Source organism: Nonomuraea sp. NPDC049625 (assembly GCF_040675285.1).
In the GTDB taxonomy this organism is placed as follows: Bacteria; Actinomycetota; Actinomycetes; order Streptosporangiales; family Streptosporangiaceae; genus Nonomuraea; species Nonomuraea angiospora_A.
This window is the reverse complement of sequence record NZ_JBFAOQ010000008.1, coordinates 480,714-505,203: the sequence shown is the minus strand read 5'-3', so window position 1 is coordinate 505,203 and position 24,490 is coordinate 480,714. Positions and strand designations below refer to the sequence as shown.

At 71.3% G+C, this 24,490-nt stretch carries 23 protein-coding genes; 19 read left to right on the top strand and 4 right to left on the bottom strand.

The window, feature by feature from the left end; all coding sequences use genetic code 11:
- Positions 1 to 263: 263 nt before the first annotated feature.
- The 16 genes from AB0J87_RS34245 (at position 264) to AB0J87_RS34170 (ending at position 14,557) form a co-directional block, all read left to right on the top strand.
- Positions 264 to 1,100, top strand: a complete 837-nt coding sequence (locus tag AB0J87_RS34245) for a TauD/TfdA family dioxygenase (protein ID WP_363971881.1) — start codon at positions 264 to 266, stop codon at positions 1,098 to 1,100.
- Positions 1,101 to 2,699, top strand: a complete 1,599-nt coding sequence (locus tag AB0J87_RS34240; RefSeq protein ID WP_363971879.1) for a GMC family oxidoreductase N-terminal domain-containing protein — start codon at positions 1,101 to 1,103, stop codon at positions 2,697 to 2,699. It begins immediately after the preceding gene.
- Positions 2,696 to 4,048 (top strand): hypothetical protein, encoded by a 1,353-nt coding sequence (locus AB0J87_RS34235; RefSeq protein ID WP_363971877.1) that lies wholly within the window; start codon positions 2,696 to 2,698, stop codon positions 4,046 to 4,048. Before AB0J87_RS34240 ends, AB0J87_RS34235 begins: the two co-directional genes overlap by 4 nt.
- Positions 4,038 to 5,540 (top strand): AMP-binding protein, encoded by a 1,503-nt coding sequence (locus AB0J87_RS34230; protein ID WP_363971875.1) that lies wholly within the window; start codon positions 4,038 to 4,040, stop codon positions 5,538 to 5,540. Before AB0J87_RS34235 ends, AB0J87_RS34230 begins: the two co-directional genes overlap by 11 nt.
- On the top strand, positions 5,537 to 5,767 hold the full coding sequence (locus AB0J87_RS34225) for an acyl carrier protein (RefSeq protein WP_363971873.1): 231 nt from the start codon (positions 5,537 to 5,539) through the stop codon (positions 5,765 to 5,767). The genes AB0J87_RS34230 and AB0J87_RS34225 overlap by 4 nt, the downstream gene beginning before the upstream one ends.
- Positions 5,764 to 6,687: an amidohydrolase family protein gene (locus tag AB0J87_RS34220; RefSeq protein ID WP_363971871.1), complete on the top strand. Its 924-nt coding sequence runs from the start codon at positions 5,764 to 5,766 to the stop codon at positions 6,685 to 6,687. Before AB0J87_RS34225 ends, AB0J87_RS34220 begins: the two co-directional genes overlap by 4 nt.
- The gene (locus AB0J87_RS34215) at positions 6,684 to 7,595 is read left to right on the top strand and encodes a chlorinating enzyme (RefSeq protein ID WP_363971869.1); all 912 of its coding nucleotides are present in this window, start codon (positions 6,684 to 6,686) and stop codon (positions 7,593 to 7,595) included. Before AB0J87_RS34220 ends, AB0J87_RS34215 begins: the two co-directional genes overlap by 4 nt.
- Entirely contained in the window at positions 7,588 to 7,866 is a 279-nt protein-coding gene (locus tag AB0J87_RS34210; protein WP_350734068.1) for a hypothetical protein, read from the top strand. Before AB0J87_RS34215 ends, AB0J87_RS34210 begins: the two co-directional genes overlap by 8 nt.
- Entirely contained in the window at positions 7,867 to 8,781 is a 915-nt protein-coding gene (locus AB0J87_RS34205; protein WP_363971867.1) for a hypothetical protein, read from the top strand. It begins immediately after the preceding gene.
- Positions 8,782 to 9,237, top strand: coding sequence for a GNAT family N-acetyltransferase (locus AB0J87_RS34200; RefSeq protein ID WP_363971865.1), 456 nt, complete (start codon positions 8,782 to 8,784; stop codon positions 9,235 to 9,237).
- A gap of 4 nt (positions 9,238 to 9,241) precedes the next feature.
- A complete protein-coding gene (locus AB0J87_RS34195) occupies positions 9,242 to 10,180 on the top strand; it encodes a hypothetical protein (protein ID WP_363971863.1) in 939 nt (312 codons plus the stop codon).
- Positions 10,180 to 10,740 (top strand): cupin domain-containing protein, encoded by a 561-nt coding sequence (locus AB0J87_RS34190; protein ID WP_363971861.1) that lies wholly within the window; start codon positions 10,180 to 10,182, stop codon positions 10,738 to 10,740. Before AB0J87_RS34195 ends, AB0J87_RS34190 begins: the two co-directional genes overlap by 1 nt.
- Entirely contained in the window at positions 10,737 to 11,972 is a 1,236-nt protein-coding gene (locus AB0J87_RS34185) for an ATP-grasp domain-containing protein (RefSeq protein ID WP_363971859.1), read from the top strand. Before AB0J87_RS34190 ends, AB0J87_RS34185 begins: the two co-directional genes overlap by 4 nt.
- Positions 11,969 to 13,195: an MFS transporter gene (locus tag AB0J87_RS34180; RefSeq protein WP_363971857.1), complete on the top strand. Its 1,227-nt coding sequence runs from the start codon at positions 11,969 to 11,971 to the stop codon at positions 13,193 to 13,195. Before AB0J87_RS34185 ends, AB0J87_RS34180 begins: the two co-directional genes overlap by 4 nt.
- An 88-nt stretch (positions 13,196 to 13,283) precedes the next feature.
- Positions 13,284 to 13,736, top strand: a complete 453-nt coding sequence (locus AB0J87_RS34175) for a hypothetical protein (RefSeq protein WP_363971855.1) — start codon at positions 13,284 to 13,286, stop codon at positions 13,734 to 13,736.
- Positions 13,737 to 14,044: 308 nt separating this feature from the next.
- A complete protein-coding gene (locus tag AB0J87_RS34170; protein ID WP_363971853.1) occupies positions 14,045 to 14,557 on the top strand; it encodes a carboxymuconolactone decarboxylase family protein in 513 nt (170 codons plus the stop codon).
- Here AB0J87_RS34170 and AB0J87_RS34165 read toward each other — a convergent pair.
- Positions 14,531 to 15,118, bottom strand: a complete 588-nt coding sequence (locus tag AB0J87_RS34165) for a hypothetical protein (RefSeq protein WP_363971851.1) — start codon at positions 15,116 to 15,118, stop codon at positions 14,531 to 14,533. The genes AB0J87_RS34170 and AB0J87_RS34165 overlap by 27 nt on opposite strands.
- Before the next feature lie 330 nt (positions 15,119 to 15,448).
- Between AB0J87_RS34165 and AB0J87_RS34160 the strand changes: the two genes are divergently transcribed.
- A complete protein-coding gene (locus tag AB0J87_RS34160) occupies positions 15,449 to 15,820 on the top strand; it encodes a DUF1772 domain-containing protein (RefSeq protein ID WP_363971849.1) in 372 nt (123 codons plus the stop codon).
- Positions 15,821 to 18,330: 2,510 nt separating this feature from the next.
- Here the strand turns inward: AB0J87_RS34160 and AB0J87_RS34155 are convergent.
- The 3 genes from AB0J87_RS34155 to AB0J87_RS34145 form a co-directional block, all read right to left on the bottom strand.
- Positions 18,331 to 19,299 carry a sigma-70 family RNA polymerase sigma factor gene (locus AB0J87_RS34155; RefSeq protein ID WP_363971847.1) on the bottom strand — a complete coding sequence of 323 codons (969 nt, stop codon included), beginning with the start codon at positions 19,297 to 19,299 and terminating at the stop codon, positions 18,331 to 18,333.
- Between the two features lie 392 nt (positions 19,300 to 19,691).
- Positions 19,692 to 22,409, bottom strand: coding sequence for an AAA family ATPase (locus tag AB0J87_RS34150; protein WP_363971845.1), 2,718 nt, complete (start codon positions 22,407 to 22,409; stop codon positions 19,692 to 19,694).
- A 264-nt stretch (positions 22,410 to 22,673) separates the two neighbouring features.
- The gene (locus tag AB0J87_RS34145; RefSeq protein WP_363971843.1) at positions 22,674 to 22,922 is read right to left on the bottom strand and encodes a helix-turn-helix transcriptional regulator; all 249 of its coding nucleotides are present in this window, start codon (positions 22,920 to 22,922) and stop codon (positions 22,674 to 22,676) included.
- 186 nt (positions 22,923 to 23,108) lie between these two features.
- Between AB0J87_RS34145 and AB0J87_RS34140 the strand changes: the two genes are divergently transcribed.
- Positions 23,109 to 23,510: a hypothetical protein gene (locus AB0J87_RS34140; RefSeq protein ID WP_363971841.1), complete on the top strand. Its 402-nt coding sequence runs from the start codon at positions 23,109 to 23,111 to the stop codon at positions 23,508 to 23,510.
- Between the two features lie 73 nt (positions 23,511 to 23,583).
- Entirely contained in the window at positions 23,584 to 24,417 is an 834-nt protein-coding gene (locus AB0J87_RS34135) for an SGNH/GDSL hydrolase family protein (RefSeq protein WP_363971839.1), read from the top strand.
- The last annotated feature ends 73 nt before the right edge of the window (positions 24,418 to 24,490 follow it).

The following is a 24,490-nucleotide window of genomic DNA, read 5'->3' as shown; positions in this document are numbered from 1 at the left end:
GTTTCCGGTCGTCGGACGAGCGGCAGGAGCGTAACACGCGGCCGACGGCGGGCAAAGGCCCCTGTCCAATTCCGGCCGGAGCAAAGGCCGGCGCGCGCTCATTCGTTGGGTGTGAGAAGTTTGTAACATGTAAACTCGCTGGTCGGTGCCGGTGCGTGGATTTTGTCACGACACTTACCGGGGTCGCCCGCCGGGCCGATTATGGAAAATGAAAGTTTCCCGCGTCCTTGCGCCGCGCGACGGCCGGGTCGTATGCTCCCGCCGTGCTTGAGTTGATTCCCATCACGGCGGGTATTGGCACCGAAGTCCGCGGGATCGATGTCACCGGTTATATTTCCGACCATGATTTCGAGCGCATCTATCGCGCCTGGATCGACACCACCATTTTGCTGATCAGGGGTCAGGAAATGACCCCGGCCGAACAGGTGGAGTTCAGCCGCAGGTTCGGTCAGGTGGTCACGTACACCCGGTCCCAGTTCAACGCCGACGACCATCCCGAGATCCTCGTCCTGTCGAATCTGACCCGCGACGGCAAGCCGATCGGCTCGGCGTACAGCGGCCGGGTGTGGCACAGCGACGGCGCGTACCTGACCGCCCCGCCGGCGGGGTCGATGCTGTACGCGCGGGAGGTGCCGCCCGTCGGCGGGGACACCTGGTACGGCAACATGTACGCCGCCTACGAAGCGCTCCCGGACCAGGTCAAGGACCGGATCGCCGATCTCAGGGTCGTCATCAGCCGGGTCCGGTCACGGCCCTACAACTACCCGGACCGGCCGCCGCCCACCGCGAAGGAACGCGAGGAGTGGGCGGACGTCGCGCACCCGATCGTGAAGGTGCACGACGTGAGCGGACGCAAGGCCCTGTACGTCGGCGGCAACGTGCCGTGGCGGATCGAGGGGATGTCCGAGGACGAGAGCCGGCCGCTCATCACGTTTTTGCAGGAGTTCGCCACGATGCCGCGGTTCACCTACCGCCACCGGTGGCAGGCCGGCGACATCGTCCTGTGGGACAACCGCAGCGCCATGCACCGGGCCACCTCCTACGACCACGTCAAGCACCGGCGCCTGATGCACCGGACCACCCTCGCGGCGGCCGGTTAGATGCGGGCGGACTACATCATCGTGGGGGCGGGCGCGGCGGGGTGCGTGCTCGCGTCGCGCTTGTCCGAGGACCCCGGCACGCGGGTGCTCCTGCTGGAGTCGGGGTCGCGGCGGCGCAGCCCGCTGCTGTCGATCCCGGCCGCCGAGACCATCCTCATGGGCAACCCCAGGTACGACTGGTGCTTCGAGACCGACGCCGACCCGACGATCGGCGGCCGGACCCTGCGCATCCCCCGGGGGCGCCTGCTCGGCGGATCCAACCAGATCAACGGCATGATCTTCGTCCGCGGCCAGCGCGAGGACTACGACGAGTGGGAGCGGCTCGGCAACCCCGGCTGGTCGTGGGCCGGTGTCCTGCCGTACTTCAGGAGCCTGGAGAGCGCGGGGGTCGGCGGGCCGAGCCGGGGGAGCGACGGGCTGATCAGCGTCGGCCTGCCGCGCGAGCGTGACGAACTGTGCGACGCGTTCCTGGTGGCCGCGCAGAAAGCCGGATACCGGGAGAACCCCGACTACAACTCCGGTGACCAGGAGGGCTTCGGCTACTACCAGGTCAACCACGACCGCGGCCGCCGCTCGTCGGCCGCGGGGACGTATCTCCGCCGTGCGCTGCGGCGGCCCAACCTCATGGTGCTCACCGAGGCGCATGTCACCGGGCTGCGGTTCGAGGGAACGCGCTGCGTCGGCGTCAGCTTTCGCCACCAGGGCCGGGCGCGGCAGGCCGGCTGCCGGCGCGAGGTGATCCTCAGCGCCGGGACCGTCCAGTCGCCGCAACTGCTCGAACTGTCGGGGATCGGCTCCGCCGACGTGCTCGCCGCGGCCGGGGTGCCGGTCGTGCACCATCTGCCCGGCGTGGGCGAGAACTTCCGCGATCACTACGCGACCCGGCTGCGCTGGCGGGTCCGCCGTCCCATCACGTTCAACGAGCGCTCGCGCGGCCTGCGCCTGGCCCGCGAGGTCGCCACGTACGTGACGCGCCGCCGGGGGCTGCTCAGCCTGCCCATCGCGCTCGGCCACGGGTTCGTCCGCTCGTCCGAGGCCGAGCAGCGGCCGGACCTCCAGTTCCACTTCGCTCCGGCCAGCTACGGCGCGGGGGCGACCCGGCGGCTGGACACGGCTCCCGGGATGACCGTCGGCGTCTATCCGCTGCGGCCCGAGTCGGCCGGGTCCATCCACATCCGCTCCGCCGACCCGATGGCCCCGCCCGCGATCCGGCCGCGCTTCCTCGCCGCCGAGGCCGACCGCGCGCGGCTGGTCGCCGGGATGCGCATCGCGCGCCGCGTCGTCGAGGATCCCGCGCTCGACGCGTACCGCGAGTTCGAGCTGATCCCGGGCAAGGACGTCCGGACCGACGACGAGCTGGTCGCCTACGCGCGGGAGAACGGCGACACGTCCTATCACCCGGTGGGGACGTGCCGGATGGGCGCCGACCCGCTGGCGGTCGTCGACCACCGGCTGCGCGTCCACGGCCTGTCCGGGCTGCGCGTGATCGACGCCTCGGTGATGCCGACCATGGTCTCCGGCAACACGAACGCCGCGAGCATGATGATCGGCGAAAAAGGCGCAGCGCTCGTTATCGCCGATTTCCTGGAGAACGCATGAGGTTCGACTACGCACGCAATCTGGCCGCCGCCGGAACCTTCCGTGACTGGCGCAGCGCCTTCTGGCCGCCGTCCGACGGCTACCAGCTGGCCTGCCTCGACCTCGCGGCCGAGACCCCGGACCTCGGTGATGGCTTCCTCGCCGGGCTGGCCGCGCTGAAGGCGGCCGTCGACGCCGACTGGCAGCGGGTCAAGGAGGCGGCGGGGCCGCCCGAGGACGCGCGGGAAAGACGGCGCTTCCACGCTCCGGCGCTGGTCGCCTCCGCCATGCGTGACATCGCCAAGCACCTGCCCGGCGACGCCGACCGGCGCGCGCTCGCGCTGCGCGCCGACGCCGTCGAGCACGGCTACCCGGCCGAGGCCCTGTGCGAGCTGGCGGAGCTGCGGGAGGACGTGACGCTCGTCGCGGGCCATCTCGGCACCTGGTCGGGCAAGGACCCCGGCGGGCTGCCCACGGCGTTCGCCTGCCGCCGCGACGACGTGGGGCAGGAGTTCGTGGCCGCCGCGCTCGCCGAGCGGCACCAGGTCGAGCCGTACCTGCGCACGCTCATGGCGGACCTCCGGCTCGGCGACCTCCCGGCGTTCGGCGCGACCCGGCTGTTCTTCATGGCCGGGGAGGGCAACCTGCACCCCAAGCACATCGCGTACTTCCTGCCGGAGGACGAAGGGGTCGACGAGTCGCCGTACAAGAAGACCTACTACTTCCGCAACACCCACCGGGCGGTCCTCGACACGGTGTCCGGGCCACTCTCCGCCCGGTACGCGCGGGTGGGGAACGGGTTCGACCCGGCGGCCGAGCGGTTCGCGGGGATTCCGACGCTCGGGGTGCTCAGCCACGAGTTCGGGCACTTCGTGCACCGGCCCGCCACGGACTTCACCCCGCTGTGGACCGCCGACCCGTGGGTCGTGGGGGTGCTCCAGGAGACGGCCGCCGACGTGTTCGGCATCCTCGTCCTCGCCGAGGTGTGGGCCCGGCCGCTCGGGCTGGACCAGGCCGACGTCATCGCGTACTACCTGGCCGAGTGCCTGCGTTACGTGGACCGCGGGCTCGGCACGTTCCCCGACAGCGACGGCATGTTCCTCCAGCTGTCCTACCTCGCGAAGCTCGGCGCGCTCGCGCTCGACGGCCCCGCCCTCGCCGGTGAGCCGGACGCGGTGCTCGCCGGGCTGCGGTCGCTGGCCCGCGTCCTCGCCGAGACCCTGTTGTTGCCGGACCCCGGCCCCGCGCTCGCCCTCCACGCCGCGTACGGCCCGGCCGACCTCGGGCCCCTCGAGCCGCTGGTCGAGGAGTTACGCCGCAGGCCCATGCGGTCCGTCGAGTACGTCCAGGAACACCTCCATGTTCGTTGACTCCTTGGTGGACAGGCTCGCCGAGCACCCCGGGCAGCGGATGCGGTTCCTGTCGCGCGACGGGAGCACGCTGGTCAAGACGTACGCCGAGATCCACGACGACGCCCGCCGGCTGATGGCCGAGTTGCGCGACAGCGGCCTCGGCGCGGGCGACCTCGTCGGCGTGCTCGGCCCCAACTCCTATGAGTGGATCCTCGCCGACCTCGCGCTGCTCGCCCTCGGCTGCGTCCCCGTCGCCATCCCCGCGGAGAACCGTCACGATCCCGCGGAGATCGGCGCGCTCGTCGGCACGTACCGGCTGGCCGCGCTGCTGGTGACCCGGGCACTCCCGGGCGAGGCCGGCCTGCCCGCGGCCACCGCGGTCCTCTCCGACCGGCCGGTCAAGCTCGACCCGGTACGGCACGCCGACGCTCCGGCGCTGCCGCCCGGCGTGCGCACGATCGCGTTCTCCTCGGGCACCGCGGGGACGCAGAAGGGCCTGCTGCTCACCGACGACGGCATCGCCAACACCGTCGAGCTGTCGGCCCGCGCGTGGCAGGTCACGCCGGACGACGACATCGCGATCGTGATGCCGTACTCGAACTTCCAGCAGCGCTACCTCACCTACCTCGCGATCTGGACGGGCTGCGCGGCCACCGTCGTCCCGCCGGAGATCATGTTCCAGGCCTTCAAGACCGTGGAACCCACGATCATCCTCGGCCCGCCGTCCTTCTTCGAGCTGCTCCACAACCGGGTCATGGCCGCCGCCCCGGCCGAGCGCATGGACAAGGGCCGCGGGTGGCTGTCGATGTACGGGTCGCGGGTGCGGCTCATGTACACCGGGTCCGCGCCGGTGCCGCCGGCCATGGTCACCCTGTTCCAGGAGCTCGGCGCGCCGCTCTACGAGCTCTACGGCAGCACCGAGATCGGCTGGATCGCCATGAACGTGCCGGGCCAGGCCAGGGTCGGCAGCGCAGGACGGCCCGTGGACGGCATCACCGTCGAACTCGGCGACGACGGCGAAGTCGTCGTGCGCGCCGAACGGCCCCAGGTCGTCGGATACGTGTACGAAGGCGTCGACACGCAGGACGCGGTCTTCCTCCCCGACGGCAGGATCGCCACCGGCGACCTCGGGGTCCTCGAGGACGGATTCCTGAGGCTCACCGGCCGCAAGAAGAACGTGATCATCACCCGGAGCGGGGTGAAGATCAACCCGGCCGAGCTGGAAGCCGACGTCGAACGCGCCTTTCCCGGCGTCCGCGCCATGGTGGCCCTGCCGGACGGCGCCGCGTTGCTCGCCTGCGTCGTCTGGACCGAGGACGCGGACAGGGCGCGCGAGATCGAGGCGTACATCAAGCGGAGGAACGCGGGCCGCGAGCCGTCGCACCGGATCGCGACGACTCTCGTCCGCCCGGCGGAGGAGCTCACCGTGGAGAGCGGTCTGCTGACCCGGAACTTCAAGATCGACCGTGGCGCGGTCGCGCGCGCCGTCTGGGGGAGTGGCGACAGGTGACCGAGGACGCGCTCTGCCAGATCATCGCCAGCGTTCTGCCCGGCAGGGACGTGGCGCCGTCCATGAGCCTCAGGAACGACCTCGGCATCGACTCGATCGGGCTCATGAGCATCGTGTTCGTCCTCGAGGAGCAGACCGGCATCGACGCCATGAGCCGCATGGGGGAGTTCATCGAGGCCGAGTACGTGCACGACATCGTCGGCATCTGCCTGGGAGCGAACTCATGACGATCATCGACTTCCACTGCCACGTCGCGGCCGAGATGTGCTTCCCGCCGTCGTTCCGCGACGGGGTCATCGACAACATGGCCGCGGCCATGCAGGCGCGCGGCCTGCCCGCCACGAAGGAACGGCTGCGCCGCATGCACGACGCGACCCTCCAGGACCCGCTGTGCGACCAGCTCGTGAAGGAGATGGACGACGCGGGGATCGACGAGGCCGTCCTGCTGCTGCCGGATTTCACGTACGCGCTGAAGGACAGCACGCACTCCATCGAGGAGATCATCGATCACCACAAGGCGGTCGTCGATCGGCATCCCGGCCGCTTCCGCGTCCTGGCCGGCGTCGACCCGCGCTGGGGGGCCGACGGGATCGCGCTCTTCGAGCGGGCCGTCGTCGAGTACGGCTTCGACGGCATGAAGCTCTACCCGCCGTGCGGCTACCGCCTCGACGACAAGGCGCTCTACCCGTACTACGAGATCTGCGCGCAGCACCGGCTGCCGGTGCTGTCGCACATCGGCGCCACCTCCCCGGCGCTCGACTTCGAGATCGCGCTGCCCATCTACGTGGACCGGCCCGCGCGCGACTTCCCCGGCGTGGACTTCGTGCTCGCGCACGGCAGCGTCCACTACCCCGACGAGTGCGCGATGCTCTGCAACAACCGGCCGAACGTCTACATCGACGCCAGCGGTTACGAGGCCCCCGACGGCGTGGCCGGGCTCAACCGGTTCTTCCGCCGCAACATCAACCACAAGGTGCTGTTCGGCACCGACTGGCCGATCTTCCGGCTGCAGGGCAAGCAGACGAACTTCGTGGAACGACTCACGGCCGAAGGAGCCTTCCCGGCTGAGATGACCCAGACCGATCGCGACCTGTTCATGGGGAAGAACGCGAAACGGCTCCTCGACAAGAAGGGCACAGGCAGATGACCACGTTGACCGACGGCCTCACCGCCGAGCAGGTCCAGTTCTTCAAGGACAACGGCTACGTCGGCCCCTTCGATCTCTACGAGCCCGACGAGGCTCAGAAGATCTGGAGCAAGGCCATGATCGAGATGGCGCTGTCGAAGAACAAGCCGCACAACTCGACGGTCATCAACTATGACCGGCACCTGGACTGCGACACGCTCTCCGAGCACATCTCGCGGCCGGAGATCGTGAACAAGCTGCGCTCGCTCCTGGGTGAGGACATCATCTGCTGGAAGTCCAACATCTTCCAGAAGCAGCCGGGCGACGCGGGCACCGGCTGGCACCAGGTCGAGAAGTACATCGTCGGAGAGACCACGACCGCCGCCACGCCGTCGCTGAGCTTCGCGTACGACCGCGACGACGACGCGGTCCTCCAGGACGTCAGCGTCTGGACCGCCTTCTCCCCGGCCCAGCGCGAGAACGGCTGCCTGCGCTTCATCCGCGGCAGCCAGAAGCGCTGGTTCTACGACGAGAACAAGCGGCTCACCAAGGGCCCGCAGCGCAAGACCGACTTCTTCGGCTACGACTACTCCGAGCTCCAGCTCGACCCCGACTGGGACCCGGAGAAGGAGGACGTCGTCGAGATGGAGATGGGCCCAGGGCAGTTCGTCCTGTTCGTCGAGAAGTGCGTCCACGGGTCCCTGCCCAACGTCAGCGACCAGACCCGCCTCGGCTACGCCTCCAGGTACGTGATCCCGCAGACCAAGGTGTACGAGAACGTGGACAGGCTGGTCGAGTTCGGCGACGAGATCGCCCTCGACTACCACGGCTGCGTCCTGGTCTCCGGCGAGGACAGGTACGGCTACAACCGCATCTACACCGAGAACCTCAACGGCTTCGCGTTCAAGCGGGTGGCCGCCGATGCCTGACATCGACGACCGGCTGCGGAACTTCGTCGACTTCCTCGGCACGCAGCCCATGGCGCCGGACCTCACCTACGACGAGGTCGCGCAGAGCAGGTCGCGCGCCGAGCTCGGGATCAGCTCGCTGAACATCCTCATCCTCGTCAACAGCTACATCGAGGAGAAGGCGAACGGACGGATCGCGTTGCGTCCCGAATGGGTGCCGATGCTCGAGGACATCGACGGCATCCTGTCGGTGATCGAGGAAATCGACGCGAGCGCGCCGGCCGAGGTCTGAGTGGGCGGCATCGGGTCCTTCGCGTACGTGGTCGGCGACGCCGAAGGCCGTCCTGAGGACATCCCCGGGTTCGAGGACCTGTGGCGCGCGGTGTCGCCGGACACCGCGTTCGCCGCGATGGGCACGGGCACCTACCGGAAGATGACCGGGCCGCTCGTCCCGTACGTCGTGGACTGCGTGGCGAAGGTGCTGAGCACGCACGGCGTCCGCGCGGGGGAGGTGGACCGGCTCGTGCTCGCGACCTCCGACGCCGTGCTCGGCCTGCTCGGCAGGGACGTCGCCGTCGAGGTCATGCGCGCCGCCGGGCTGACCGCGTGCGTTCCCGCGATCGTGTCGCTCCAGCAGTGCTGCAGCTCGCTCGAAGCCCTTCGGTACGCCTGGGGCCTGGCCGGCCCAGAGGTCGGCGCAGGCGCGCGCAACGTCGTGCTGGTGGCGCTGGACTTCACCCCGGACGACCGCGACCGGGTGAAGTCCTTCGCGCTCTTCGGGGACGCCGTGGCGGGCTGCCTGATCAGCCGTGACCACGGCGGCCTCACGCTCGCCGGGACCGGGCTGGCCGCGGACTTCTCCGGCATGGTCGGGCAGGACACGTTCGCGTCCCGGCAGGCGGTCGCCCGGTCCGCGCTGGACCAGGCGTTCCGCCAGGCGGGCCGCGCGCCGGGAGACGTCACGAAGATCTTCACCTCGAGCCTGTTCGCTCCCATCGTGAGCTTCAACGCGATGGCCGCCGGCCAGGCCCGCGAGCTCCTGCACTTCCAGGGGCCGATGACCCGGTACGGTCACTGCGGTAACGCGGACTGGCTGATCAACCTGATGGACCACACCGACAAGTCCGGCCCGGAGCGAGGAGCGCTCTACCTCGCGCAGGCCTCCGCACCGGGCTTCTTCGCGTGCGCACTACTGGAGGCAGAGTAAATGAAGATCGTGGTCGACGACCTGCGCGGACCGGAGATCGCCGCGTTCCTGGAGGAACACCTGCGGGAGATGCACGCCATCACCCCCGCCGAGAGCGTGTACGCGCTCGACCTCGACGGGCTGCGCGTCCCCGAGGTCACGTTCTGGTCGGTGTACGACGGCGACCAGCTCGTCGGCTGTGGCGCCATCAAGCGCATCGACGACGGGCACGGCGAGATCAAGTCCATGCGCACCGCCCACGAGCGGCGGCGCGACGGCATCGCGAGCCTGCTCCTCGCCCACATGCTGGAGGAGGCCAAGGCGATGGGCCTCGAGCGGCTCAGCCTGGAGACCGGCTCGACCGAGCACTTCGAGCAGGCGCGGAAGCTGTACGCGAAGTTCGGCTTCGAGCCCTGCGGTCCGTTCGCGGGCTACGGCCCCGACCCGCACAGCGCCTTCATGACCCGGACGCTCTGACGGCATGAAGGACGACGTCTACGACTACGACCAGCAGTTATACGACCGGTCGTTCCTCAACTGCTACCAGCGGCAGGCCATGGTCATGCTCGCCGAGCGGGTTCCCGACCTGCCGCTGGTCTTCTACAACTGCCTGGTCGGCGGCGACGACATCGCCGACCAGGTCATCCGCCTCGGCCGCCCGAAATACGACTTCCAGAGCAGGCTCCTCGACCCCGCGGCCCTCGCCCGCGTCGGGGTCGCCCGCGAGTACGTCCCGTTCGACACCTACGCGCAGGCGCGCGAGCTCGTCATCGACACGGCCGGGCGCGCCGGTTACGTGATCCTGTTCGTGGACGTCTACTACCTCCCGCACACCCCCGAGTACCGGACCGACCACGTCGTGCACACGATCACGCTCACCTCGTACGCGGACGGGCACTGGTCGATCCTCGACGACAACCGGGCGAGCGTGCTGTGCCGGTACGTCTACCCCGAGGACGTCATCGCCGCGGCGTACGACAACGGGAAGCTGCGGCACGTCAGCTGGTTCCCGGCCGGCCCGTACGACAAGGCGGCGGCGGTGACCGGGTCGTCGGCGGCGTTCTCCGAGGTGCTGCGGACGTACGACGACACGTACGCGCTGCTGGAGGGGGTCGCGGACCTGCTGGGGACGCGGTGGATCACGCCCGCGCGGACGATCGCCCTGCTTTATGACGCTTTTTCGGTGTATGAGGGGTCACGGGCCTGCCTGCGGGAGTTCGCCGCGCGGCAACCGGCGTACGCGGATGTCGAGCCCGCGCTCGCGGACCTCGTCGGCCGGTGCAAGGACATCAGGAACCAGCTGATGATCGGCAAGGCGATCGGCCAGGTGGACGCGTTCCGCGTGGCCGCCGCGTGCGCGGAACTCCGCGCGGCGGAGGAGGACACGCTGAAACGGCTGCGGGGACAAGGGGGAGCCTGATGGCGATCGATCCACGCCTGGTCGTGACCGGGTTCGGCCCGGACGGCGCGGCGGTGATCGTACGTGACACGCCCGTCGCGCCGATCACGGCCCGCGCGCTGCCCGGCCAGGAGATGTACCTGCTGTGGGGCAGCCCCGACGGCGGCGCGACCGTCGGACCGAAGGCCGCCGACCCGATCACGCTGCCGTTCTTCGCCGGAGCCGGCGGGACGCGGCTGCTGCTCGTACGCTTCCCGCCCGCGTCCTCGATCGTCGGACTGCCGGCCGCGCCGTCGCCCGAGGACCAGGCCGAGATCGACGCCGAGGTCGAGGAGCGGCTCCCCGGGCTGATGGACGTCTTCGAACCCGGCGACCCGTCGGGGATGCACACCACCGACACCCTCGACTACGGCATCTGCCTCGAAGGCGAGCTCTGGCTCGAACTCGACTCCGGCGACGAGGTCCGGCTCACCCCTGGCGCGTGCGTCGTTCAGCAGGGGACCCGGCACGCCTGGCACAACCGCGCCGAGACACCGGCGCTGATGGCGTTCGTCGGCATCGGCGCGGAGCGGCCCTCATGAAGCGGCTCGTCGTCGTGGGGACGGGGCCGCGCCTGTACCGGGAGTTCATGCTGCGCCGGATCGGCGAGCGCTACGACGTCCACCTCGTCATCGGCCGGCCGGCCGAGTGGGAGGCGCCGTACGTCACCGGGGTCAGCGTCGTACCCGGCATGACGGCGGACGGCATCGTGGCCGCCGTCCGGGCGGTCGTGGCACAAGGCGCCGCCGACGGCGCCGTTGACGGGGTCATGACGTGGGCCGAGGACCACGTCGTCGACACCGCGCTCGCCGCTGCCGCCGTCGGCCTGCCCGGCCCGGGCCCCGACGCGGCCCGCGCCTGCCGCGACAAGCACGTCACCCGCTCGGCCCTCGCCGCGCGCGGCGTGCCGCAGCCGCAGTCGGTGCTGGTCGCCGACGTGGCCGAGGCGCGCGCCGTGGCGGAGAAGTTCGGCTATCCGGTCGTCATCAAGCCCAGGGCCGGGGTCGCGAGCCAGGCCGTCGCGCTGGTCCGCGACGGCGAGGAACTGGCCGACCACTTCGCCTCCGCGCACCGCCTCCCGGCCGCCGATCTGCGCTCTCCGGACCGCTCCGTGATGATCGAGGAGTACCTGACCGGGGAGGAGATCGGCGTCGACTCCGTCGTACGGGACGGCCGGGTCCTGCCGGTCTTCGTCTCGCACAAGGAGATGGGCTACGCGCCGTACTTCGAGGAGACCGGCCACTGGACGCGCGGGGACGACCCGCTGCTCGCCGACCCCGCGATCACCCGCTTCCTCACCCAGGTCCACACGGCCATCGGGTACGCGACCGGCGCCACGCACACCGAGCTCAAGCTCACCGACGAGGGCCCGAAGCTCATCGAGATCAACGGCCGGCTCGGCGGTGACCTCATCTCGTACCTGTGCCACAGCGCCTCCGGGGTAGACCCGGGCCTGGCTCTGGCGGCGGTCTCGTGCGGCGACGTCCCCGACCTCACGCGGACGCGCGCGCTCTGCGCGGGGATCAGGTTCGCCTACCCGCCGTGGCACGAGACCCGCGTCGAGGAGATCGCCTTCGACGAGTCCGGCCTGCCGCCGGAGGCGGACCTGGCCGTCCCGCTCGTCCGCCCGGGAGAGGTCGTCCTGCTGCCGCACAAGGACCTCATGGAGGGCCGCGTCGCCTTCGCCACCGCCGCCGCGGCCACCCGTGAGGAGCTGTCCGCCGCGCTCGACCGGGCCCTGGCGGCGTTGCGCTGCACGTGGAGCCCCGCATGACCGACGTGTCGAAGGCGCCCGCCGACGAGGCTCCCGCCGGAGTGATCCGCACGCTGCGCGAGCTGCCGCGGCCGGCGATCGTGCTGCTGTTCGGCATCGCGCTGAACCGGATGGGGAGCTTCGTCGCGCTCTTCCTGGTCCTGTACCTGACCGGCATCGGCTACAGCCCCGCGCAGGCCGGCCTCGTTCTCACCGGGTTCGGGGTGGGGTCGATCGCGGGGACGTTCGTCGGCGGCAGCGTGACAGGGAGGTTCGGCGCGCGGGCGGTGATCGTGTGGTCGATGCTGCTGGGCGGCTTCTCCACCGCGGGGCTCGCCGCCGTGACGGCCATCGTCCCGCTGCTGATCGTCAGCTTCGCGGCCGGCGCGTTCGGGCAGATGTACCGCCCGGCGGCGGCGACGATGCTCGCCGAGCTGACGCCGCCGCAGCGGCTCGTGATGACCTCGGCCGCCAGCCGGTTCGGGCTCAACCTCGGCGCCGCCATCGGGCCGCTGCTCGGCGTGTGGCTGGCCGCCGCGTTCTCGTACCAGGTGGTCTTCGTCGTCAACGCCGTCGTCGACCTGCTCTTCGCCGTCGTCGTCCTGCTCGTCATGCCGGCCGGGGCCGGCCACCGCGCGAGCGAGGACACCGCCGCACCCGAGGACACCGCTCGTTACCGTGACCTGCTGCGGGACCGGCGGTTCCTGCTGTTCCTCGCCGGGATGTTCATCACGGCGGTCGCCGAGGTCCAGTACCAGTCGACGCTGCCGCTCGAGGTGCAGCAACGCGGCTACCCGACCGTGCTCTACGGCGCGGTCGTCGCGCTCAACGGCGCGCTCGTGATTCTCGTCGAACTGCCGCTGACCACCCTCATCCAGCGCTTCTCCATGCGGGCCACCGTCGCCGCCGGCTGCCTCCTCCTCGGCATCGGCCTGGGCCTGTTCGGCCTGCCCTTCGGCCCGTGGGTCTTCATCCTCGGAGCCGTCGTCTGGACGCTGGGAGAGATCATCAGCGCCCCGTTCATCGGCGCGTATCCGGCCCTCGCCGCCCCGACGCCAGCCCTGCGGAGCCGTTACATCGGCGCGCTGTCCACCTGCCAGACGGCGGGCTGGGCCGTCGGCCCCAGCGTCGGCACGGCGCTGTTCGAGTACGTCGGTGGCGCGGTCTGGGTGATGTGCGCGGGTCTCGGCGTGCTCGCCTGTCTCGGCATGCGCGCGGGCGTCCGCGACCTCGTCCCGCGGTAGTCACGGCCCGCAATTTTGGAGCACGCGCTCTGTTATTCTGAACCTCGGCGTTCTTCATCTGTCGTTCGAGGTAAGGAGTCGACTCCTCGTGCAGCTTCGAGTTGCGGCCATCGCCGTGGCCGCCATGACGGCGGTCCTGCCGGCGCAGGCCCCCGCGTACGCGCAGGCCACTGCGTACGACCACCAAGACCCGGCCGATACGGGCTGCTGGAACTCCGCCCAGGTGGTGCGGACCGGCACGCTCGCCAGGCATCAGCCCCGCGGGGCCGCCGGGCGGATCCACCTCTGGTGGTCCCCCCGGTGCAAGACCAACTGGGTCGAGATCAGGACCGACTCCAAGGCGAGCGGCACCATCTACGTGTACACGGTGGACAACAGGAGGGACGCGTACGACTTCAAGCCAGGCAACAACGGCCGTCACTGGGGCAACATGCTCCGAGCCCCCAGAACCTGCGCCTGGGGCAGGGTCGAGGTGGAGTGGAACCCCGGCCGCCGCAGCGTCCAGACCGGCTCCGGCGGCACCGCGAAGGCGTGCGGCTGAGCGGCACTCCGGGTAATCGTTTACGGTCCCGCCCGGCCGGGCCCGACCTCTGACCTGTGCTCCCGACCGAGCGCGCCCTCGGTGAGATCCGTGGTGCGAACCGGGGCGGCCGATGTCGCGTATCCCATGCAGTACGGAGGGCGCGCGCAGGGCCTGGTGCCGGGGGCGCGCTCTCGAGCGGGACGGAGAGGGGGACATATCGCCACATCGTCGCTGCGCCCGTCCTTGCTTGAAAGAGCTTCAACGAGCGAGATGAGAGTCACGACATGTCTGTAGCCACGATTGCCCCGCGGATTGCGATCAAGAACGTGACCCCCGAAGTCTCCAGCGCGATGAGCGCCCTGCACGAGGCCGCTCTGGCCGCGGCGCAGGCGGCGGACATCGCGCCGGGACTGCTCCAGCTGATCAAGATTCGCGCGTCCCAGATCAACGGCTGTTCCCTCTCGCTCGACCGGCACACCCAGGACGCGCGGGCCATGGGGGAGACGGAGCAGCGCATCCGCGAGTTGCGGGCCTGGCGGAACAGCAAGCTCTTCGACGGCAGGGAGCGCGCCGCGCTGTCGCTGACCGAGGCGATCACCCTCGTCTTCGCGGGGCAGGTCCCGAACGAGGTGTACGCCGAGGCGGCGAGGCAGTTCGAGGAGACACAGCTCGCGGCGCTGATCTGGGCCGCGACAGTGATCAACGCGCACAACCGGATCGCGATCACCACCCGCCTGGAGGGCAGCGGCGCGCCGCCCGACGCGGACGCCCGTGGAGCGGCGTCCGTAGGGAGCCGGAGCATGTGGTGGACGTCAGCCCGGGCGGCGAATCCCGCCTGAGGATCTCCCGGGCGGTGGAGGGCGCGATCCCGATCCCCGGTCTCGGCGCGCCGACCAGAACGGCGCGCTTCTCGGGGCGGTCAGCTCTCCGTGAGCCGGCCGGCAAGGCGCGCTTCTCGGTGGTGAGCCACACCCGGTGCCGACGCCGAGCCGCCGGTTCTCAGGGGGTTGTCGCCGCTGATCCGATGCATCAACCGCCGGCATGAGCGTCGCCGCCGTCTCCTCGTCCAGCGGGGACGGGCTCAGCCTGGTGATGTACGCGTCCTGGCGGGCGACGGCGTCGGCCACCGCCGGCGGGATCATCGTGGAGCGGCAGGCGATGGCCGGCAGGAATCCGGCGGCGGGCGGGTGGCGAAGCAGGAACTCGGTCAGTTCGAGCGACGGGGCGTCCGCCCAGTGCAGGTCCTCGAGTGCCGGCACCGCGCCGCGGCCGTCGATGAGGACCAGCCCGCGTCCGTCGACGACGGCCTCCTGGATCCTGGCCGGTTCGCCGGTCCGCCCGACCAGCTCGGGGCGCAGTGTCCGGACAGATCCCAGCCTCGCCGACGTGCCGTCGGTCATGACCTCCTCCGGCGTGCGTGATGGTCTGTCGTGGCGGCAGGCGCAGATGCTCTGTGACGCCTCAGCACGCCGGGGATCTCACTCCTGAGGGGGCCCGAGGAGGGCAGCCGCGAGTATGGAGGCGAGCCACTCCTCGTACTCGGCCTCGCTCCACCCGCACACCTCGGTCAGCTTCTCGAAGTTCTCCGTCGAGGTGAGGACATAGATCTGCTCGGCGGCCCTGGCCGGAGGGAGGTCCGGGCGCAGGGCTCCGAGAGCGTGCAGATGTTCGGCCGGTCCGCGGCTTCCCGTCAGCCTTTCGCGGCCCTCAACGTCGACTACGGCCGCGCCATGCCGCCACTCCTCTTGGCCGGGATCGTGGCGATGGTCGTTGTTTCGGTCCTGTCGTGGCGCCGCGGATGGCTCGTCTTCGGCGTCAGTTCGGCCGCGCTGATCCTGGTGATCCTCACCGTCGTCCTCACCCTGACAGGTCTGGAGTCTCTCAACCGGATCGCGGACGCCTGGGATCCCGATCAGCTGCCCGCCGACTGGCAGGAGAGCCGCCGGCGGTGGTTGCACCTGCACCTCATCCGTACGGCGCTCGCCCTCGCGGCGTTCGCATGCCTGATCACCGCCCAGGTCCTCGACCGGGGGCCGGACCCCCTGTCCGAGGCGGGCCCGGCCCGCGTTGATCAAGCGGTGTCGCCCGGGGCCGGATCGTGATCCGCTCCCACGCCCAGGACGTCACGTCCGGCCGCCACGGTCCGTGTCGGCTGCGTTCTTGCGGACCAAGGTGTCTGACCGCCTGCTGAGCGTCCCGGAACGCGCCCTTGGTTCCGGAGGTTGCTCCCATGCGTCGGCCGGTCGTCGTTCGTGGTTGCCGGTGACAGTGGTTCGCAAGGGCGTCGGGGTGAAATATGGGTCATCTCGACAGGCTCAAACGGAGTATCGGTGCGTGGAAGTATGAAATGTCCGGACTGTGGTGCGGTGTTGTCCGGGACCGGGTCCCAAGGGCCGGTGTCCAGGTGCCCGAGGTGTGAGCTGCCTCTGGAGGGGCCCGCCGCGCACGAGCTCTGGCAGGTGGATCAGGCTCTCGCCGGGCTGAGGGATCAGCAGGCCAGGCTGCAGGCCCGCCGTACGGAACTGCTCGGCATCCTGCGCGCCGGCGCCGCGGGTCAGGGTGCGGCTGGGACGGGTGCGGCGGGTCAGGGGGCGGCAGGCGCGGGTGTGGCGGGCCAGGGGGCTGCGGGGGTGGCGCCTCCCTACGCGGGCGGGTTGCCGCCGTATCCGGGGGTGGCGGCCGGGCCTGGAGGTGCGGGGCCCGGTGGTCCGGGGCGGGAGGTCTCTCCGGGTGCCGCGAAGAATGTCCTGCTCATTCTTGGTGGGCTGCTGCTGACGGTGGCGGCGGTGGTGTTCACCGTGGTGAGCTGGGGGCAGATGAGCATGGCCGGGCGGGCGGCCGTGCTGGCCGCGTTCACCGCGCTGGTCATGCTGGCGCCGGTCGTGCTGATCCGGCGCAGGCTCACCGCGACGGCTGAGACCGTGGCCGGGCTCGCGGTCGTGTTGCTGCTGCTCGACGGGTACGCGGCCAGGCGGGTGGGCTTCCTCGGGGTCGACGCGCTCGACGCGCTGCACTACACGGCGGGGGTGTTCGGACTTACCGCGCTCATTCTGGTGGCTTATGCCCGGGTCACCCGGCTGCGCGGGCCCGCTCCGGTCGCCGTGGTGCTGGCGCAGCCGGTCCTGCCGCTGCTGACCGGCGACCTGCCGGAGACCTGGCTGGTGGCCATGTTGGTGGCCACGGCGGCCTTGGACGTCCCCCTGGTCCGTTATGGCCGGGGAGCGGTGCGGGTGACGGCCGCCGTGGCAGGCAGCGGGGTCGCGACCCTCGCCTTGCTGGTGGGCGCGGTGGACGCGCTCGGGTCCCCTTCCGTCGGTCAGGCGCTGGTCAGGTCGGCGCCGCTGGTCGCGCTGGCTCTGCTCGGCGGGTTCGTGACGTGGCTGCTGGCCAGGCCGGGCAGGGCTCTGGGGCAGACCTGGGCGGCCGTGGTCACCGTCGGGACCGCGCTCACGCTGATCGCCGTCCCGGCGGCGCTGGCGCAGCCGGTGCTGGTCGGGCCGGGAACGGACTGGCGTCCTCTGGCGTACCTCGTTCCCGCACTCGTGGTGGTGCTCGCCGCCGCCTGGCTGCCCTGGCGGCGGGTACGGCTGGCGGGCATGGCCACCGGTGGGCTGGTGGCGCTGCTGACCACGCTGGTGGTGCTGCCTCGGCTCGTGGCCACGCTGGTGGCACCGCTGGCCTGGCTGGACGTGCTCTGGACGGGCACGTGGAACACGCGGCAGTGGCCGCCGTTCGAGATGGCGACTCCGGCGGACGTGGCGGTGCTGGGCACGTTGGCGGCCGGCCTCCTGGCGGTGGCCGTGCGCGGCATCGACGGGTGGCCGATGCCGATGAAGGGGGCAGTGTCCGAGGCAGCGGTGTCCGAGGCAGCGGTGTCCGAGGCAGCGGTGTCCCGCGCGCCGGTGTCCCGTGCGCCGGTGTCCGGGGGGCTGGTGTTCCGGGTGCTGGCGGTCGGGGCGCTGGTGGCCGGAATGCTCATGGTCGCGGTCGCACCCCAAGCCTTCGCGATGCCCTACCCGGCCGCGGTGGCGGGGCTGGCGGGGCTGGCCGTCGCGCCGGCGGTGGCCGCCACACTCGGCAGGGCGCCCTGGTGGGCGGTGGCCTGCGCGCTCGTCGCCGGTCCGGCCGCGGTACGGGCGGCGGCGTACGCGTTCGGCAGCCAGCCGGCGACGCTGATCGTGCTGCCGATCCTGGCGCTGGTGGCCGCCGCCATGGCGCTGGTGGCCAGGCTGAAGGGGCTGCGGGTCTGGGGGCTGGGATTCGCCGCGCTGTTCCTCGGGCTGGAAGCGGTGGCGGTAGGGTTCTCGCTGGGCCTGCGCGTCCTGGTCGCGGCGAGCGTGGGATTCGCCGTGGCCGGAGTGCTGGTGCTGCTCATGTCGCTGTGGGCAGGCGGTGCGAGCGGCCTCAGGTACGCCGGCACCACCCTGCTGCTGCTGGCCTCGTGGCTGCGGCTGGGGGCGGACGAGGTCACCGTCGTCGAGGCGTACACGGTGCCGTGCTCGCTGGTGCTGCTGGGATCCGGCTGGTTGCGGCGGCGCGGCAGGCCGGTCTCGTCGTGGGCGGCCTACGGCACGGGCCTCTCCTTCACGATGCTCCCCAGCCTGGTGGTCGTCTACTCGGACACGGAATGGCGGCGGTCGCTGGCGCTCGGCGTGCTGGCGCTGGCGGTGCTGTTCGCCGGAGCCCGGTCCCGGCTGCAGGCGCCCACGGTGATCGGGGGCGTCGTGCTCGCCGGGGTCGTGGTGCGGGAACTGGCCCCGTACGTGTCGGAGATGTTCCTCGCGGTGCCGCGCTGGGTGCCGATCGCCGTCGGCGGGGTGCTGCTCGTGGTCGTCGGGGCGACGTACGAGGCTCGCATGCGGGACCTGCGCCGGGTGCGTGACGTCCTGCGGGCGATGGGGTGACCGGCGGACTTCGCCGCCGCGCCTCTGACGTCGGGGGAGCTGACGACGTCCGCGGCGAAGAGGTTCTCCAGGGCCGTCAGGTTCCCCTCCTGGGAGGCGTCGAGGAAGGCCGACAGGAGGCGGCGGTGTTCGTCGGTGCCGATCGACCCGCGCCGGGTGGTGCTCAGGTGCTTGCGGGCGCGGCTCACCAGCTGGCGGACGTTGGCCGGGCTGAGCTGGATGACCTCGGCGATCTGCTCGTAGGGATAGACGAAGGCCTCACGGAGGATGTACGCGGCCCGCTGGGCCGAGGTGAGCTTCTCCAGCAGTAACAGCAGGGCGAGTTCGAGCGCCTCACCTCGCTCGGCTCCGGCGGCGGGGTCGGCGCCGGTGTCGATGGGCTCGGGCAGCCAGGGGCCGACGTAGGTCTCGCGGCGGGACCGGGCGGACTGCACGGCGTTGATGGACAGCCGCGTCGTGATCAGGGTCAGGAACGCCGCCGGGTTGGCGACGGCCGAGCGTTCGGTGTTCTGCCAGCGCAGCCAGGTTTCCTGGACGATGTCCTCGGCCTCCGCCGAGCCGGCGAGCATCCGGTAGGCGATGCCGAACAGGCGCGGACGCACCTCGACGAAGGTGGCGGCGGCCTGGTCGAGGGAGCTCGAGTGGTCTGGTCCGTAAGCCGCCGTGGTGGTGCTCATGAGTTGTCCTTTCCGAAGAACCGCGATCGCCTGGGCGACGGCGGCCCGCGCGGCACGGGTGCCGAAGGCGGGCTTGAGCAGCGTGAAGTCGCGGCGGACGCTGGTGATGGGGAGGCACGCCTCGGCGAGGCGGCGGTGATCTCGGCGCGCTTGAGCAGGCGTGGGTGGTGCGGGTGTCCCGGAAACGGGTGGTCAGGCAGGGGCTGTCGGTTCGGCCTGCCGGCGGGCGCCTGTCGCCGACACCACAAACTGTGGCCGGGTGGGTGCCCCGGTCGCATCAGGGAGATGCCTGGCCAGGGTCCCCGGTGAGGAGCCGGTCAGCCCCGGGAGTCACCGGGCGGCCGGGCCGTACGAGCCCGCCTGCGACGTGCCTCCGTTGGGAAGGGGCGAACTCAGAGGATGTCGTCGAGCTGGTGGCGGGAGGTGACGCCGAGTTTCGTGAAGACCTTGCGCAGGTGGTATTCGACGGTGCGCGGGCTGACGTACAGGCGCTCCGCGATCTCCTTGTTGGTCAGGCCGGCCCGGGCCAGCCTGGCGATCTGCGCCTCCTGCGGGGTGAGCTGCTCCGTGGTCTCGACGTTCCGCTTCCTGGCGGTCTCCCCGGTGGCCTGGAGCTCGCGTGCGGCCCGGTCGGCGAAGGCCTTCATGCCGATCCCGGTGAACAGGTCGAAGGCGGTTCGGAGGTTCTCGCGGGCCTCGACGCGGCGGCGTTCGCGGCGGAGCCATTCGCCGTAGAGCAGGTGGGCGCGGGCGAGGTCGACGCGCATGCGGGTGCGGCCGAGCCGGTCGATGGCCTCGCGGTAGAGGCGGTCGGCCTGCTCTCCGTCGCAGAGCAGCGCCCGGCAGCGGGCCTCGAGGCCGAGGCCCCAGTCCGTGCCGCCCGCCCGGGTGGAGCGGGAGAGCCGCTCCAGCGTACGGGCGGCCAGCTCGTGCCGGCCGGTACGCGCGGCGGCCTCGACGAGTTCGAGGGGAGCCCACTGGACCCCGCAGCCGCCCGGCGCCCGGTGGTCCACGCCGGCCTGCAGAACCGCTTCCAGAGCCTTCTCGTACTGGCCGAGCCCGTTGTAGAGGACGGACCGGACCCAATGGCTGATCTCCAGCGTCCTCCCCTCCCCGCGCACCGCTCCTTCCTTCGCGATGATCTCCGCGAGCTGCTCGGTCTCCTCCTCGTCTCCCCGCCACGCCGCGAGGCCGAGGTCGCCGCCCGTCTGCACCATCGCTCCCGAGGTGGTCCAGACGTCGGCGGCGACCGCGTTCGCCTTCGCCTCCTCGTTCTGGGTCTCGGCCTCCGCCAGGTCACCCTCGAACAGGAACAGCATCGTGGACAGGCTGAGCGCCAGGGGCAGCAGCGCGAGCGCCCCGGAGCCGCGGATCAGGCGGAGGTAGTGCCGGGTCAGGTCGCGACCGGCCTCGTCGTCCCACAGGCTCATGACGGAGAAGTTGACGAACCAGACCCACCGGAGCTGTTCGGCGGGCGGGGTCTCCTCGCTCATGATGGCGTCCACGGCACGCCGCAGGGCCGGTTCGGCCGTCAGGGTGTCCTGCGTGTAGGACAGGGAGAGGGCTTCGAGGACGAGATCCGCGGCGCGGGGCGCGCCGGGCGCGAGTGGCGCCTCCCGGGTGGCGGCCGCCACCTCGATGATGCCGTCCCAGCCGGGCAGGACGCCGATCGCCACGAGCAGCGCCTGCAGATAGGTGTCGCGGGACAGGCCGATGTCGAGTGGTTCGAGCTGTTTGGCGGCCTTGAGCAGGATCGCCGGGGCGGAGGTGCCGCGGTTCGAGGTCAGGGCGATCTCGGCGCGCAGGGATTCGGCCTTGGCGCGGCGCAGCTCGTCCGGCGGCCCGGCCTCGGCCGCCGCCAGCAGCGCCAGCGCGGACTCGAGCGCGCCGGCCAGGTGCTTGGCCCTGGCGGCGTCGAGCGCGCGTTCGGCCCGGCGCCGGGCGTCGGGGGTGAGCCCGACCGCCCGTTCCAGGAAGGCCGCGGCGGCGGCCAGACCGCCGCGGGCCTGGGCGCGCCCGGCCGAGCGTTCGAGCTCGGCGGCGATGCTCTCGTCGGGGTGGGCGGCGCTCTGCGCGCGGTGCCAGGCCCGCCGGTCCGGGTCGGTGGCGGCGTCGGTCGCCTCCGCCAGCGCTCGGTGGGCCTGCCGGCGCTCCCTCGGGACGGCCGCGTTGTACACCGCGGAACGGACGAGCGGATGCCGGAAACGTACCCGGTCGCTGAAGTCGATCAGTTCGTCGGCCTCGTCGACCGCCGTGGTGTCGACGCCGAGGACGTCGGCGGCGCGCCACAGCAGGGCCGGATCGCCGAGGGGTTCGGCGGCGGCCAGCAGCAGCATCATCCGGCTGGCGGCCGGCAGGCCGTTCAGCCGGCGCTGGAAGCCGTCCTCGAGGCGGTCCGCCAGCGACTGCCCGCTCGCCGCCGCCACGAATCCGCCCGCGGACGCGGCGCGGGGCAGTTCGAGCAGGGCCAGCGGGTTCCCCCGCGACTCGAACAGGATCCGGTCGCGCACCTCCTCGTCCAGCGGCCCTGGGACCACCCGGCTGATGAGGGTCCGCGCCTCGGAGTCCCGCAGTCCGCCGACCTCCATCACGGGCAGGCCCGGCAGCACGCCGGTCTCGCCGGAGTCACGGACGGCGAAGACGCAGGCCACGCTCTCGGCCATGAGGCGGCGGGCCACGAAGGTGAGGACCTGCGCCGAAGCGCGGTCGAGCCACTGGGCGTCGTCGATCACGCACACGAGCGGACGCGCGTCGGCGGCCTGGGCCAGGAGGTTGAGTACGGCGAGGCTGATGAGGAACTGGTCGGGAGCGGGCCCGGCGCGCATCCCGAAGGCGGTCCCGAGCGCGTCACGCTGGGGTTCGGGCAGGGTGTCGAGGAGGTCCAGCATCGGCACGCACAGCTGGTGGACGGCGGCGAAGGGCAGCTCCATCTCCGACTGGACCCCTGTCGCGGCCACCACCCGGCACCCGGCGGACTTCGCGATCAGGTGGTCCAGCAGCGCCGACTTGCCGACTCCGGCCTCGCCGCGCAGCACCAGCACCCGGCTCTCGCCGCCGCGGACGTCCGCGAGCAGCCGGTCGAGCGTCGCGCACTCCGCCTCTCGGCCCACCAGCCACCCCGGCCGCGGGGTTCCGCCTGTCGCGGACCACCCACCCCCAAGATCAGCCTTATCCGACATCCACGCCATATCTTCCGCACCACGCATCACCGGCGATACCGGGACCGACTTTCATCTAATGCAATATCTCATCCAGACGGCCTGATCAACGAACCGGCTGGATGGCGCCGCGCGGCGGCGAGCATGGATGCGGCGAACGGCGTGTTCGGCGGGGAGGGTGCGGACTTCGTCAGGCGTTATCGCGGGGAGGAGCGGTCACTTCCCGGTACGGCGGGCGGGCAGCGGCCCGATCAGGTCGTCCATCGTGCAGCCGAGGATGTCCAGCAGCGCCATCAGCGTGCGGAGGCTGAGCCGTTCCGGCTTGCCGACCACGAGCCGGTACACCTGGCTCGGCGACAGATCAACACCGCGAGCGGCCAGCAGGGGACGCAGCTCCACGGTGGAGGACATGCCGCGCTCCGCCATGACCTCGCGAAGACGCCAGCAATAGTCCAGATCGGCCATCGCCCGTCAGCCCCCTTCTCTTCTGCCGGGACAGGATCCACCTGTCCGCGCCGCCTTCGCATCCGTGACGTCCCTAGCGTGACCGTCGTCGATGACTGGTAGGCCCACCAAAATCCGGACATCGACCAGGAACTTCTCGGGGGCTGTCACAAGCCGCGACGTACCGAACACCGGAAAGGTCCACTCATGAGCGAGCAGCCCGTCATCGTCCTGGTCCACGGCGCCTTCGCCGAATCGGCCGGCTGGAACCGCGTCATCCCGCGCCTGCACGATCATCGGTTGACCGCCGTCGCCGCGGCGAACCCGCTGCGTAGCGTGGAGGGCGACGCCGCGTACGTGCGTGACGTGATCAACGGGATCGGCCGTCCGGTCGGCCGCGCCACCGAGCCGCCTGATCCGGCGGCACCGGGGCCGGCAGTCGCGCCGATGAGACCCATCCGGCACGGGACTCGCCTGTTGAAGGGTCCTCGCGGGCCGTGGGTTCTGCCGTGGTTATGGGGTTTTGCGTGGAGTGTCCAGCGTAAGCTGATGCATCTCGCTCACGCTGCCGCAGGCGGCCGGTACGGTGACGCGGGGCTGAGGCGGTAGGGCAGGGGGCGATCGCGTGCGGTGGGCAGGCATCATGCGCGGGCGTCACGGAGCAGGCCGCCGCGATGCCGGCATGACCCGGCGGTTCAGAGGGGTCGCGGTGGTCGCGGTCCTCGCCGTGGCCTGGAGCGTCGCGCTCGAGACCGTCCCGGTCGCGAGAGTGGCGAGGGACGCGCGAGCCGGTGAGACGGTCGCCACCCCGCACCCCATCCCGGCGGCGGTGACCTCCATCGTGGGGCTGGGCGATTCGGTGCCTGCGGGCTCCGCGTGTGACTGCGACACCTTCGTCTCGCTGATCAGGAAGACCCTGGCGACCAGGCAAGGCACCGGCGTCGCCGTCGACAACCTGGCCACCGGAGGGCTCACCTCGCAGGGGCTGCTCGATCAGATGGACGGCGGGTCGGCGACGGACGCCATCGTGAAAGCCGACCTGGTGATCATCACCATCGGCGCCAACGATTTCGACAGCGACTCGCTCGAGGACGACGACTGCGGTCCCCGCGCGGGGCTGGCATGCTACAAGAACGACCTCGCGCGGCTGCGCGCCAACGTGGACGGCATCCTCGGCAAGGTTCGCGCGCTGCAGACCCGCCCGCGCAGCCGGATCGTCGTGACCGGCTACTGGAACGTGTTCCTGGACGGCGACAGCGCCCGGGCCAAGGGGACGGCGTACGTGTCGAACAGCGACGCCCTCACGCGCGTCGTGAACCGGACCCTCGCCGGTGCGGCCGCGGCGAAGGGCGCGCGTTACGTCGACGTCTACGGCCCGTTCAAGGGGACGGCTCCCGGGACGACACCCCGCTGCTGGCCGCCGACGGCGACCACCCCAACGCCGCCGGACATCGGGTCATCGCCGACTCCATCCTGTCCGCCCTCGCCGCGGGCTGATCCCGTGCGGCCGGGATGAAAGGTTCAGCGGTGAGCTCCCTGGTCAGGTGCGTAGGGAGCGGGTGCGGGGTTGACACTTCGGCGTGATCCCG